Source organism: Corallococcus sp. CA047B, from assembly GCF_003612065.1.
GTDB lineage: Bacteria > Myxococcota > Myxococcia > Myxococcales > Myxococcaceae > Corallococcus > Corallococcus praedator.
The window spans coordinates 15435-28936 of sequence record NZ_RAWD01000095.1 but is presented as its reverse complement, the minus strand read 5'-3'; the positions used below and the strand labels follow the sequence as shown (position 1 = coordinate 28936).

Here is a 13502-nt window from a genome sequence, read left to right as displayed (position 1 = left end):
GGGTACGACCTAGGGCCCGTCCCCCCGCAAGCCCCCCGGGCGACCTGGTTTTCCGCTCCCGGTTCCCCTCTGGGGAGGCCCCGGGGACGTCACCTGACCTTGAGAAAGCGCGGGCCGGCCGTTATAAGCCCCGACCCAACTACAACGCTGGACCTCCCATCCGTCAGGGGTGGGGGCAAGGCGCACTGGAGAGAAGCACCATGAAGCCCGACATGCACCCCGTCTATCCGCCCGCGCGCATCACCTGCTCGTGCGGCAACGTCATCGAGACGAAGTCGACCCGCGGCTCGTTCGGCGTGGAACTGTGCTCGAACTGCCACCCGTTCTTCACCGGCAAGTACAAGCTGATGGACACGGCGGGCCGCATCGACAAGTTCAAGAAGCGCTACGCGAACAACCCGCCCAGCATCAAGACCGGCGCGAAGACGACCGAAGTCGCCGAGCCCGAGAAGAAGGCTTAAAGCCGCTTCCGCTCAGACATTCGCAGTGCCCACGAGCAGGTCGTGGAGGGCCTCCAGAAACAGAGGCGCTCCCGTCCTGCTCGCGGTGTTTCTGGCGCTGGTGCCACGTCAAGTTTCAGGGTGCTACAGGCCAGAAATTCGACGTAGCAGCAGACTGACCGCACAGTCCGCCCCGTCCCGAAGACGTGTGTCCGAAGACGGAGGCGAGATGTTCGCGGAAGCTGCTGCCCCTAGCCTGAAGGTTGTTCGACGCTCCCTCAACGACAGCGTCTACGCGAAGCGCGGGGAGGACTACACGCTCCTCCAGGGCGACAGCCTGGAGCTGATGGCGCAGCTGCCGGAGCAGTCCTTCGACCTCATCTTCGCGGACCCGCCCTACTTCCTGTCCAACGGCGGCACCACCTGCAAGAACGGCAAGCGCGTCTCCGTGGCCAAGGGCCAGTGGGACGTCTCCCGCGGGGTGGAGGAGGACCACGCCTTCACGACGAAGTGGCTCGCCGCCTGCCAGCGCCTGCTGCGCCCCTCCGGCACGCTGTGGGTGAGCGGCACCCAGCACGTCATCTTCAACGCCGGCTTCGCCATGCAGAAGCTGGGCTACAAGCTGCTCAACACCGTCACCTGGTACAAGCCCAACGCGAGCCCCAACCTGGCGTGCCGCTACTTCACGCACTCCACGGAGCTGCTCATCTGGGCCTCGCCGAAGACGGGCGGCAAGCTCCAGCACGTCTTCAACTACCAGCGCATGAAGGCGGAGAACGGCGGCAAGCAGATGCGCGACGTCTGGGCCCTGCCGCGCAACGGTGACGAGGAGCTCACCGCCGACGGCGCCGGCCGCATGTGGACGCAGACGGCGCCTCGTGGCGAGGAGAAGGCCTTCGGCAGCCACCCCACCCAGAAGCCGGTGGCCCTGCTGGAGCGCATCCTGGAGGCCAGCTGCCCGGAGAACTCGCTGGTGTTGGACCCCTTCAACGGCAGCGGCACCACCGGCGTGGCCGCCCTGAAGCACGGCCACCGCTACGTGGGCATCGACATGAACCCGGAGTATCTGGCGCTCTCCAAGAAGCGCCTGGAAGCGGCGCGCAAGTAGTTCCGCCTCACGCGCGGGCGAGGATGAGCTCGACGCCCTGCCGCGCGATGGGGTGATAGCGCGCCCCATGCTTCTCGAACGCGGCGCGCGCCACCTTGCGGTAGTCGCGCGACGAGGCGAGCACGCTGTAGAGCGGCTTCAGGTACTTCATCCGGCCCACCTCGCCGAGGAACTCCTCGGCACGGTGGAGCGCCGGCTCGAAGCCCGCCCGCAGCGCCGCCACCAGCCACGCCACCAGCACCTCCGAGTTGCGGCTCTTCGTGAGCGCGTAGCGCGCGTCCAGCTGGCGGAATATGTCCAGCGACGTGTCCGGCGGCATGGACTCCAGGAAGAGCTGCCACTCGGTGGGCGTCCAGTCCTTCACCGCGTCTTGCGTCGGCACCTGTCCGCGCAGCGCCTCCAGCGCCTCCAGCCGCGCTGAATGCGGACGGGGCGCGCTCGGCGGAACGCCGGGCCGGTTCAGGTACGCGTCCGCGTCCACCTTCGCCAGCGCGCCCGGCAGCTCCTTCTCCGTGAAGAGGATGAAGTCCTCCGTGGTGAGCGCCTGGAAGCGGTACGTCGCCAGGTAGCGGCGCAGGTAGCCGTCGAAGGCCGGACGGCCCACCGCGTCCTCCAGCGCGCGCAGGAGCAGGTAGCCCTTCTCGTAGGGAATCTGGGAGAAGGCCTCGTCGGGATCCACGCCGGCCAGGTGCGTGCGCAGCGACGTGAGCTGTGGGTGCGCGCGGAAGTGGTGCAGCGCTTCGTCCAGGGAGCGGCGCCCCAGCGCCGCGTGCAGCGCCGCGACCTCCGGTCCGGCCAGCGCCTCCAGGATGCGGCGCTCGGCGAAGACGGTGAAGCCCTCGTTGAGCCAGAAGTGCTCCGCGGACGCGTTCGTCACCAGGTTGCCCGTCCACGAGTGCGCCAGCTCGTGCGCCACCACGTTCACCAGGCTCTTGTCGCCCGCGATGAGCGTGGGCGTGAGGAACGTCAGGCGCGGGTTCTCCATGCCGCCGTACGGGAACGAGGGCGGCATCAACAGCAGGTCGAAGCGCTCCCAGTCATACGGCCCGAAGAGCGACTCCGCGGCCTTCAGCATGTCGTCCACGCCCGCGAACTCGTCCGCCGCGTCCTCCAGCGCCTCCGGCTCCGCCCACACCCGCGAGCGCGGCCCCAGCTCCTTGGGCGCGAGGCTGCCCACCGCGAACGCCAGCAGGTACGGGGGCACCGGCTGGGGCATCTCGAAGTGCTCCTCCGCCTCCACGCCGTGCTCCTCGCGGCGCACGAAGCTCGCCGCCATCACGGCCTTGAGCCCCTTGGGCACGCGCAGCGACGCGCGGTAGCGGATGCGCAGCCGGGGCGTGTCCTGCAGCGGCACCACGCTGCGCGCGTGGATGGCCTGGCACTGGCTGAACAGGAACGGCTGATGTCCGCCCGCCGTCTGCGAGGGCAACAGCCACTGCAGCGCGCTCGCCTCCGGGGACGTGCGGTAGCGCACCGTGAGCTGCTTGAGACCTTCGGGCAATTGGATGCGCAGCCGGCTCCCCAGGATGGGCTCGGGAGGGGAGAGGATGTAGGGCAAGGGGCGACCCTGGGCATCCACGACGGCGCGGATGTCCAGGTCGCGGGTGTCCAGGTCGAGGGGGCCGGCTGACGCCTCCTTGAGGGTCAGCGTGGCCTCCGCGTGCAGGCGACGCGTCCGGAAATCGACGCGGGCCTTCCAGTCCAGCGTTTCCGTCTCAGGCTGCGTGCTGTCGTTGTACGAGTGCGGGTCGAGGCGAGCCATCCCCGACTTGTAGTCGGGGAGGCGACCTCCTGGCGAGCACACCCGACGGCAATGCCGGTTGACTTCCGGGTCAATCGCCTACATTTGTGCAGTCCCCTACTTCCCTTAAGGGAGCCAATTTCCGATGACGACCCGGATCCGAAAAGTGGCGGTGCTTGGCGCTGGCGTGATGGGCAGCGGCATCGCCGCGCATCTGGCCAACTCCGGCGTTCGCGCCCTGTTGCTGGACATCGTTCCCCCCAAGGCCGCACCGGGGGAGGACACCGCCTCCAAGGCGTTCCGCAACAAGTTCGCCCAAGGCGCGCTCGCCAACCTGCGCAAGCAGAAGCCCAGCCCCATCGTGTCCGAGCAGGTGTTCACCGCCATCGAGGTGGGAAACCTGGAGGACGACCTCGCCCGGCTCGCGGAGTGCGACTGGATCATCGAGGTGGTGAAGGAGGACCTGGCCGTCAAGCAGGCCCTGTTCGCCAAGGTGGAGAAGCACGCGCGCAAGGACGCCATCATCAGCTCCAACACGTCCGGCCTCTCCATCGTCGGGATGACGGAAGGCCGTGGCGCGGAGTTCAAGAAGAACTTCCTGGTCACGCACTTCTTCAACCCCGTGCGCTACATGAAGCTGCTGGAGCTGGTCTCCGGCCAGCACACCGACCCGGAGGTGGTGAAGACCATCCACCGCTTCGGTGAGGAAGTGCTCGGCAAGGGCATCGTCTACGGCAAGGACACCACCAACTTCATCGCGAACCGCATCGGCGTGTACGGGATGATGCGGACCATCTCCGAGATGTCCAAGACGGAGATGTCCATCGAAGAGGTGGACAAGATCTTTGGCCCGGCGATGGGCCGTCCCAAGTCGGCCGTGTTTCGCACCGCGGACATCGTGGGCCTGGACACGTTCACCCACGTGGCGAAGAACTGTTACGACACGCTCACGCACGACGAAGAGCGCAACGTCTTCGCCATCCCCGACTTCCTCCAGAAGATGGTGGAGAAGGGGATGCTGGGCGACAAGAGCGGCGGCGGCTTCTACAAGAAGGACAAGTCCGCGGGCGGCAAGGACATCCTCGCGCTGGACCTGAAGTCGCTGGAGTACCGGCCCCAGGCCAAGGTGCGCTTCGACTCGCTGGGCGCCGCGAAGGACATCGAGAACGTCCGTGAGCGCGTCGCGTCCGTGATGAACGCGACCGACAAGGCGGGCACGTTCGCCGAGCGCGTCACCCTGGACGTGCTGGCCTACTCCAGCCGCCGCATCCCGGAGATCGCGGACGACGTGGTCAACGTGGACCGTGGCGTGCGCTGGGGCTTCGGCTGGGACCTGGGTCCCTTCGAAGTGTGGGACGCGTACGGCGTGCAGAAGGGCGTGGAGCGCATGAAGGCGCTGGGCCTGAAGCCCGCCGCCTGGGTGGAGGAGATGCTGGCCAAGGGCCGCACGTCCTTCTACGGCGTGAAGGACGGCCGCGACACCTACTGGGACATCCCGTCCAAGTCGGAGAAGGCCGTCGTCGAGAACGCGCGCACCTTCCGCGTGGAGTACCTCAAGCGCGGCAACAAGAAGATCACCGGCAACGACAGCGCCACGCTGTGGGACACCGGCGACGGCGTCACGCTGCTGGAGTTCCACTCCAAGATGAACTCCATCGACGATGACATCATCGCGATGATGAACACCGCGCTCGACGAGACGGAGAAGAACCACAAGGGCCTCGTCATCGGCAACGACGGGTCCAACTTCTCCGCCGGCGCGAACATCATGGCCATGCTGATGGCGGCCAAGAGCGAGGACTTCGACTCCATCCGCGCGATGGCGTCCAAGTTCCAGCAGGCCAACCAGCGCATGCGCTACAGCCCCGTGCCCGTCGTGACGGCGCCCTTCAACCTCACGCTGGGCGGCGGCGCGGAGGTCACCATGGGTGGCAACGCGGTGCAGGCGAGCGCGGAGCTGTACATGGGCCTCGTGGAGGTCGGCGTCGGCCTCATCCCCGGCGGCGGCGGCACCATGATGCTGCTGCGCAACGTGTTCGGCGCGTACGCGGCGGACAAGGACTTCGACTCGCTGCCCTTCCTCAAGAAGGTGTTCCTCGCCATCGGCACCGCGAAGGTGGCGACGAGCGCGGAAGAGGCGCGCGAGTTCGGCTTCCTGTCGGCTCAGGACGGCATCACGGGCAACCGTGACTTCCTGCTGTCGGACGCGAAGTCGCGCGTGCTGGGTCTGGCGAATGGCGGCTTCCGCCCGCCGCGTCCCACGCGCTTCCGGCTGCCGGGCCCCAACGGCGCGGCCACCATCGACATGATGTTGTACGACATGCAGCTCAACAATCAGATCAGCGCCCACGACCGGAAGATCGCCCAGAAGCTGGCGCGCGTGCTGTCCGGCGGCGACACCAGCCCCTCGGTGCTCGTGAGCGAGGACAAGCTGCTGGAGCTGGAGATGGAAGCGTTCCTGAGCCTCATCGGTGAGGAGAAGACCCAGGACCGCATGATGTTCATGCTCGAGAAGGGCAAGCCGCTGCGCAACTAGCGCGAGGCGTTTACCCATGGGTTGCCAGAATCGAAATCCGAAGCACGCCCGGACGCTGTCCGGGCAGGGAGACACCTGACATGTCCAGCCGAGTCGTGATTGCCAGCGCGGTGCGCACCCCCTTCACCCGCGCGCACAAGGGTGAGTTCAAGGACACGCGTCCGGATACGCTCGCGGCCCTTGCCATCAAGGAAGCCGTCGCCCAGGTCCCCGGCCTGAAGGCGTCGGACGTGGAAGACGTCATCATGGGCTGTGCCATGCCGGAGGCCGAGCAGGGCATGAACGTCGCCCGCAACGCCAGCCTGCTCGCGGGCCTGCCGGACACCGTTCCCGGCATGACCATCAATCGCTTCTGTTCCTCCGGCGTGCAGTCCATGGCGCAGGCGGCGCAGGGCATCAAGTCCGGGATGATGCAGGTGGCCATCGCCGGTGGCACCGAGTCCATGACCATGGTGCCCATGGGCGGCAACAAGGTCTCCGCCAACCCGGAGATCATGGAGAAGCTGCCGGAGGTCTACACCTCCATGGGCGCCACGGCGGAGAACATCGCGTCCCGCTACAACGTCACCCGCGAGGACTCGGACAAGTTCGCCGCGGAGAGCCAGCGCCGGGCGGCCACCGCGCGGGAGCAGGGCAAGCTCAAGGATGAGATCTTCCCTGTCACCACGACGATGTACGACGAGGACGGCGTCGCGAAGCAGGTGACCGTCTCCGTGGACACCATCATGCGTCCGGAGACGACGGTGGAGGGCCTGTCCAAGCTGCGCCCGGCGTTCAACGCCAAGGGCGTGGTGACGGCGGGCAACGCCTCTCCGCTGACCGACGGCGCGGCCGCCGCGGTCCTCATGAGCGAGGAGAAGGCGAAGGAGCTCAACGCCAAGGCGCTGGGCTACTTCGTGGACTACGTGGTCGCTGGCGTGCCGCCGGAGATCATGGGCGTGGGTCCGGTGCCGGCCATCCGCAAGCTGCTGGAGCGCAACAAGCTGAAGGTGGAGGACATCAGCGTCTTCGAGCTCAACGAGGCCTTCGCGGCGCAGGCGCTGCACTGCATCCGCGAGCTGGGCATCCCGCTGGACAAGGTGAACCCCAACGGCGGCGCCATCGCCCTGGGTCACCCGCTGGGCGTCTCCGGCGCGCGCATGGTGGCCACCATCCTGCGCGAGCTGAAGCGCCGCGACGGCCGCTACGGCGTCGTCAGCATGTGCATCGGCGGTGGCATGGGCGCCGCGGCGCTCGTGGAACTCGCGAAGTAATCCGCTTCCGCTTCGCGCCCCTCGGTTGAACGCGAGGGGCGCGAAAGAGGATGTCAGGAGGCCGGGGCGTCCGGGTCGTGTACCGGGACGCCCGCCAGGCGCAGCACCCGCAGCGCGTTGGTGGTGTCCACCACCCCCTGCCGCAGCCGGTAGTCGAACACCATCTTCCCGTCCTCCAGGTGGTCGCGGAAGTGCACGTTGACCACGTGCGCGTCCTTCTCCTCCGCCAGCACCGTCATGGACAGGTCGTGCGTCGTCACCGCGCCGCAGGTGCCGGCGGCGAGCAGCAGCCGCGTAATCGTCCTGCCAACGACGTGCTGCGGGGCATTGTCGGCGTGACGTGCGCTGCCGACGCTGGCGTGCATGGCGAAGCAGGTAGAAAAGCCGGAGAGGGCGCGCATCGCGGAAGCCCTCAAGTCTAGGGGCTGTCCCTGATCTCCGGTCCGAAAATTCAACCTGCTGGATCGACCATCGGGGCTGGACCCGTCTTCGGGAGGCATCAGGAGGTTGCCAGCCAGCGTCGGGCATGATCAACGCTGGCTGTGCGCCGACATGAACTGAGCGATGCTGAGTGGAGCCGCATCAAGCCCCTGCTGGGCTCCCGCGGCGGCCCGCCCTCGAAGCGTGGGGACCGCGACTTCATCAACGCCGTCATCTGGCGCGTGAAGACGGGAGTGCAGTGGCGGGACCTGCCCGAGAGGTTCGGCCACTGGAAGACCGTCTACAACCGCTTCCACCGCTGGGCGCAGGCCGGGAGATGGGAAGCCATTTTCAAAGCGCTACGGCTCGACGTGGATGAACTCGGCTCTCTCGCTGACGCCTCCGTCGTCCGGGCTCATCAGGACGCCTCGGGCGGAAAAGGGGGGGCCGAAGCAATGCTCTGGGGCGTTCTCGAGGAGGTTTTTCAACGAAGGTTCACGCCGTCACAACGACGGGCGGTAAGCCGCTCCACCTCGCGCTGACGCCTGGCCAGCAGCACGAGTCCACGATGGCCGAGGAACTCATGGTGCATGCCGAAGGCGACGCCTTCATCGCGGATACGGGCTATGACGCTGACCGCATCCGCGCCAACGTCCGGAAACTTGGGATGAAGCCTGTCATCCATTCGAACCCGAGCCGCAAGCGAGCGCTTCCATTGGACCGGACCCTGTACCGGCTGCGCTACCGGGTGGAGTGCTTCTTCCACGACCTCAAGCGCTTTCGAGCTGCCGCCACCCGCTACGACAAGACGGCGACCAGCTATCTCGCCGTCCTGCACGTCGCCTCCATGCTTCTCTGGCTGCGTTAATCAGGGACAGCCCCCTAGCCTTGTTCAGGAGGTACTGTGTCCGAACTCCTCAAGTATGGTTGCATGCATTTCTAGGCGAGATGATATGCGAATAAGTGACGCATGCTCAGAACGAATCTCGTGGAGCGTGCGCGCAAACCTCTCTGTTGAATCCCAATGCCAATCAGAGGCTAAGTTGTAATCGCGCTTTTTAGGCCTCCCATACCGATCGAGAAACCGGTCGATCGACACGAGCGTCGCGGGGTGTAAGTGGATAGAACTAGCCCAACGACGAAGAACTTCAGAGGATTCGGGGCCACAAGCAGTGCCTTCCAGCAACACATCCAACGAGCCGCAGCAATCCTGAAGGCGCCGCGACAGTTCATAAAAATTATATCCCTCACGAAAAAAACTTCCATATCCTTCGTCGCGACTAACCACCTCATGCAGTTCGTTAGCACAATTCGCCAACGAGCGAACCGCCTCAGCCGTCATTCGAAGGTAACGCGCTTCGTCCGCCGCGCTCTTTGCGTTTCCTGGATTGCGGCCCTCAAGCACCGTCATTAGCGCAACTCTCACTGACTCGATTCCAGATTCGTCGCGCGCTATTTTCTTATCCAGAACGGGCGGCGTGACTTGCTTCGAAAGAAACTTGAACAGAACCTCCGCAGACGCCCGGGCAGCGAAAAGCTTGTACCGGTCGTCTTTGCGCGGATCGGCGTGATCCATGACGCTCTTGACCACGACCCACCCCGACAGACCCAATCGATGCGCGATGCTTCCGATCGTGGCAGCTTCCATCTCAAGCCCCAGAACGGAACGTACACCCCAGTCCCTGAGTTGATCCCAGGTAACCCCGTCCTTGACAACGACATTGCCGCTCGCAATCGGCCCAACCTTGATCCGAAATGGAAGCTTCTCCGGGCCGTCCACATTGAGTGCTAGGATACGCTCAACGAACTGTCGACCGGATTGCGACAGGGAGAGTTTCAATCCATCGAGAGATACCAGTCCTTTCGCTTCAAGGGCGCTTAAGCGCTCCCCCCACGTCCCGCGCGGGAAATAGCGAGCGCGGGCTGTATGATACCGCGGGTCTTCTCCTGCGAGCAGTCGCTCCAGTAGCCAAATGTCTGCCTCCTGCGCTGAAGCATCACCAAAACTCGGCAGACCATCCGGCACCAAATCTTGTGCCGCTCGCACCCAAGTGTCGAGCATAGGAATCTGGCGGTGGTCACTCTCAGTCCCAGTCTGCTTGCGTTTGCCCTCGTCATAGGCATACACCATTTCCGCGATGATTACGTCGCCGAGCGCTAGATCACCAGGGTTTCCCGCGCACACCCCGCACATAGCAAGACAACGAGGCCGGAGGCGCTCCGCAAGGCCAGCTGCGATCGAAGCGGTTGCTGTACCTCCCATTCTCGTAGGGCGCGCTAGCGCGACCCTGATCGTATGTCTATCGGAAACTTCATAATCCCCGACGAGGTACGGCGTGTTTGTATCTCCGTCGTGCTCCTCCCACGCGCTTATCCCGCTGCCGTCTTTCGAGCGAATGAGAGCCGCGTCGCGGGCAGCGTCGTGTTCTTCTTTCAGTGCCGTGATTATGAGAACGTCAATGTTGTTCATGCGGATCCTACGAAGAGCATACTCAGTGAACTGGTTCCCCGCCCCCCTCTCGAGCCCTCTGCGGAGGTTACCACAACTCGATGAAGCTGATCTGCAAGTACCGAACCAACTTACAGCCTCTAACAAATGTCAGGGTAGAGGCGTCGTAAGAGCATGACGCAGCAGCCGAGAACGAGGAAGCCGAAGTGGGACATCGTCCCTGCGCTCGTCACGGACGCGAAGTCGGCGCAGTTGGTTCTTCCAGGCCAGCGTGCGCTCCACGACCCAGCGGTAGCGTCCCAGCCGTTCCTTGGACTCCACGCCTGGGCGGGCGATGCGCGGAGTAATGCCGCGCAGACGCAATCCGAGTCGGTTCTTCCTGGAGGCGTAGGCTTTGTCGCCGTGGACCTTCGCAGGGCGAAAGCGTCGCTGACCCGAAGGCATCCTCACCGCGGGTACGGAATCGACGAGGGGGAAGAGTTCGTGCGTGTCGTGCACGTTGGCCGCCGTCACTGACTTGGTGAGAGGCAGTCCATGGGCCTCTACGAGAAGATGATGCTTGCTACCCGCCTTCGCTCTATCCGTCGGGCTTGGGCCCGTGAGGGCCCTCTTTTTGACGCCCGCACGGACGAGGAGTCGATGGAGGCGCGAGAGAAGTCCACCTTGCCTCGCAACCCCAGTTCATCCAGCAGCCGCGCCTGGAACTGTTCCCACACGCCGGCCCGGGTCCATTCCTCCAGCCTGCGCCAAGCTGTCATGCCCGACAGGCCGAACTGCTTGCGAGGCAGCATCTCCCACGGGATGCCGCTCCGGAGCACGAAGACGATGGCCTCCAGCGCCGCCCGGTCGTCCGCACGAGGGCGGCCCAGCTTCTTCTTCGGCCGAGGCGGAGGCAGCAGGGGCGCCACGCGCTGCCAGAAGGCGTCGGGGATGAGTTCACGGACCATGTCCCTCAAGCTGAGGATGCTCCTTGCCAACGGCCAGCCCAGCCCTGATTTTCGTTAGGTGCTGTTAATCGCCACCCGGCCAAAGCACTAGCTACCTGCTATGTATTGTAAATTATCTGCTCGGTCCATTAATCGAAGTCTGTGCCTTGTTGACCAAGTCGCTGAGGCCATTCCCCCCATCAGGGAAGTTCTCTTCGATATAGGCAGTAGCTCTCGTGAGCCAGTCGCGTGCCACCTCTTTTTGATTCAGGGAGGCATATCCATCGCATAGGAATAGATATGATCTGGCGACGCGACGCTTGGCATCTGACTCTTGAGAGCCCCCGTATAGCTTAATCAGTGTCTCGAAGGACGATATGGATTCCTGGGTTCTGCTGAGTCCGAAGAGGCTGACGCCGCGAACATATAAGGCCGTCTCCCAGAAGACTTGATGCTCTGGATCTCGGTTCGGCAAAAGGAAAATTAGCTCATCACAGTTGGAGAGGGCATTCGTAAAGAGTTCCAGGTTTACGTTGATTATGCTCTGGTTGAGTATGGTTCGATGAAGAATCGTTCTGGTGCGTGGGGATGCGGTGTCCTGGAGTTCTTGTTTGATAGACTGGAACAGGGAGGCGGCTTCGATATTCATTCCGGACTCTCGAGCGCGCACTGCCTGATTGTATTTTGCCGCTCGAATCCAGTAGGCTAGTTCTTGATTGTGGTCCTTGTTTTGGGTGGTGGTGACTTCTGTGTTTATTTTTTCTGCGGCCTCGTGCTGGCCCGACCTATAAAGGAAGTTGGCCTTGAGGACCTTCGCTTGTGCTCCAAGTTCGGCGGGTAGAGGGGCCGTGTTTATTTTGAATATCCCGTCTATCGTTGCGATTGCGGATTCTGTTTTGTCTGAAACGGCTAGCAGTTCTGCGTAGCCGAGGATGGCCGGCACTCGTTTGATTGCGTCTTCGGCTGGGTTTTGTGAGAATGGGCCTTGTAGAGTTATTGCTGTTTCAAAGGTTTTCAGTGCGTCGCCGGTTTTGCCGATTGAATGCAGTGCTGCTCCTTTTAATGTTAGGGCGCCAAGGAGTTGGTCTCTGGTCGCGGGGATTGCGCTGTTCATGAATCTGGAGATGCACTCATCTGTCGTGGTTAGGGCGTTATCGAATCTCTTTTGATCGTAGTCGATTTCTGCTTTGGATGTTAACGCGCGGGCGTGAGCTGCTGATATGGCGTCCGCGTCAGGGGCGTTGGCGGGGGGATGGATTTTGAGAATTGCATCGTAGGCAAGTGTTTCTGTGTTGGGAGTGTTCTCGAGGCTTGTGGCGGCGCTGAATAGGAGTGATATTAACTCTGATCGCTGCTCTGGGGAGATGTGGTGAGGGGCGTTTCCGGCGATCCGGATTGCGGATTCGAACTGCGAAGATCGGATGGCGTTCCTGACGTCTTCAAGTGTGCTCGTGATTTCTTCTTTGGGTCGGTCGGTGCTGGAGGAACGTGCCGCACGAATCGTTCTGACAACAGATCTGAATTGATAGATGTCCTCGATTTCTGAAAATGGGTCGTCTTGGGGGAGGGTTTTCTCCATCTGGCTTGCGAAAAACTCCAGGGGGTCCTGGGAAATGCTTGGGGCTGGAATGGAGAATTGTCTGCTAAGGGCCTCGAAGACAGCATGGGCTGGTAGGGAATTCTTGCTGATGGAGTTTGATGTGAGGATACTTCCTGCTGATGCAATAGGTCCCGAGGCCTCGGTCTGGGTGCTTGCGCTCGATTGTGTTTGTTCGGCTGTGTTGATTACGAATCGAACATTTTCGTGGTCTTTGAGCCAGGTAGGAAGTGTGTCGAGGCTGCCTGGGATGTAGCAGAACCAATAAATATTAAATGGCAGTGTCTGTCCCGCCAAGCGTCGTTTTAGTGCTGACATTACGATGTCTCCCTCCCATCCGGAGTAGCCAATGACGAGAGGGGCCCGGTTTCTTAGGGCGGCATCCAGTAGCGATGGCATGCTTTGGGACGTCAGTGAGAGTTCGGCCGCGTTTGCAATTTCGTTGGCGAGGTTTCGGCAGTCATAAAAATTGTAAGAACCGTGGACGTGGACGATCTGAGGTGTATTTCCATCGGTTAGATCGATTCTTGCTGTGGTTTGTGGGTGGTCGCACACCACGTGGTTCTTTCCAAAAGTTGTTAGTGCGCGTGTGAGGAAGTCGTCGAAGTTGAGAGTGAAAACAAGATTGGTGAGCCGCTTGTCTGGATCTTCGTTGAGTAAAAGGTGCGCCAAGCGGAAGTTGGCCGGTGAAATGTAATTGCCAGATATTAGTTTCTCGAAGTACTGCTTCCTGTGGTGCGGCTGAGGATAGGCCAGCGAAAACCAGTGGGAGTACTCATTGAGAGTTGTCCCGCTCTGTGGTTTGGAGAGGGCGGGATGTCTCTGTGCCTTTTCCTTGCAATGCTCAATGATATGGCCTGCTAGAGGGATCGGGGGGTACGAAACGCCAGCGCCTGTTATGAAGAAGAATGGCGAAGACTCGCGTCGCTCAATAGCTGCAATGCAGGCTTGATGGATTTCGAATGTGGCCTCTTCAAGGGACAGAGTCTGGGTTTTCGAGGACATCGTGAGTCCTGAGGTAAGTGTTGAGTT

The 13502-nt window shown here is 62.7% G+C and carries 7 protein-coding genes and 3 pseudogenes; 5 read left to right on the top strand and 5 right to left on the bottom strand.

Annotated elements, in window-relative coordinates; all coding sequences use genetic code 11:
- The first annotated feature begins 200 nt into the window (after positions 1-200).
- Both rpmE and D7X74_RS16870 read left to right on the top strand, forming a co-directional pair.
- Positions 201-461 carry a 50S ribosomal protein L31 gene (gene rpmE / locus D7X74_RS16875; RefSeq protein ID WP_120533997.1) on the top strand — a complete coding sequence of 87 codons (261 nt, stop codon included), beginning with the start codon at positions 201-203 and terminating at the stop codon, positions 459-461.
- A 208-nt stretch (positions 462-669) separates the two neighbouring features.
- The gene (locus D7X74_RS16870) at positions 670-1548 is read left to right on the top strand and encodes a site-specific DNA-methyltransferase (protein ID WP_120533996.1); all 879 of its coding nucleotides are present in this window, start codon (positions 670-672) and stop codon (positions 1546-1548) included.
- A gap of 7 nt (positions 1549-1555) precedes the next feature.
- On the opposite strand, the gene D7X74_RS16865 is transcribed toward D7X74_RS16870, so the two are convergent.
- Positions 1556-3310, bottom strand: a complete 1755-nt coding sequence (locus tag D7X74_RS16865) for a M1 family metallopeptidase (RefSeq protein ID WP_120533995.1) — start codon at positions 3308-3310, stop codon at positions 1556-1558.
- A 124-nt stretch (positions 3311-3434) separates the two neighbouring features.
- Between D7X74_RS16865 and D7X74_RS16860 the strand changes: the two genes are divergently transcribed.
- Entirely contained in the window at positions 3435-5825 is a 2391-nt protein-coding gene (locus D7X74_RS16860) for a 3-hydroxyacyl-CoA dehydrogenase/enoyl-CoA hydratase family protein (RefSeq protein ID WP_120533994.1), read from the top strand.
- An 80-nt stretch (positions 5826-5905) separates the two neighbouring features.
- Complete coding sequence (locus tag D7X74_RS16855) at positions 5906-7078, top strand: thiolase family protein (RefSeq protein WP_120533993.1); 1173 nt, start codon at positions 5906-5908, stop codon at positions 7076-7078.
- Between the two features lie 53 nt (positions 7079-7131).
- On the opposite strand, the pseudogene D7X74_RS16850 reads toward D7X74_RS16855, so the two are convergent.
- Positions 7132-7377 (bottom strand): annotated as a pseudogene (locus tag D7X74_RS16850) (DNA mismatch repair protein MutS); the annotation flags it as partial.
- Positions 7378-7620: 243 nt separating this feature from the next.
- On the opposite strand from D7X74_RS16850, the pseudogene D7X74_RS45270 reads away from it, so the two are divergent.
- Positions 7621-8366: pseudogene (locus tag D7X74_RS45270) on the top strand (IS5 family transposase).
- Positions 8367-8390: 24 nt separating this feature from the next.
- Here D7X74_RS45270 and D7X74_RS16835 read toward each other — a convergent pair.
- The 3 genes and pseudogenes from D7X74_RS16835 to D7X74_RS16825 all read right to left on the bottom strand — a co-directional run bounded on the left by D7X74_RS16835 (position 8391) and on the right by D7X74_RS16825 (position 13475).
- Positions 8391-9968: a hypothetical protein gene (locus D7X74_RS16835; protein WP_120533990.1), complete on the bottom strand. Its 1578-nt coding sequence runs from the start codon at positions 9966-9968 to the stop codon at positions 8391-8393.
- A gap of 119 nt (positions 9969-10087) precedes the next feature.
- Positions 10088-10894 (bottom strand): annotated as a pseudogene (locus D7X74_RS16830) (IS5 family transposase).
- Positions 10895-11006: 112 nt separating this feature from the next.
- The gene (locus tag D7X74_RS16825) at positions 11007-13475 is read right to left on the bottom strand and encodes an SIR2 family protein (RefSeq protein ID WP_120533998.1); all 2469 of its coding nucleotides are present in this window, start codon (positions 13473-13475) and stop codon (positions 11007-11009) included.
- Positions 13476-13502 lie beyond the last annotated feature (27 nt).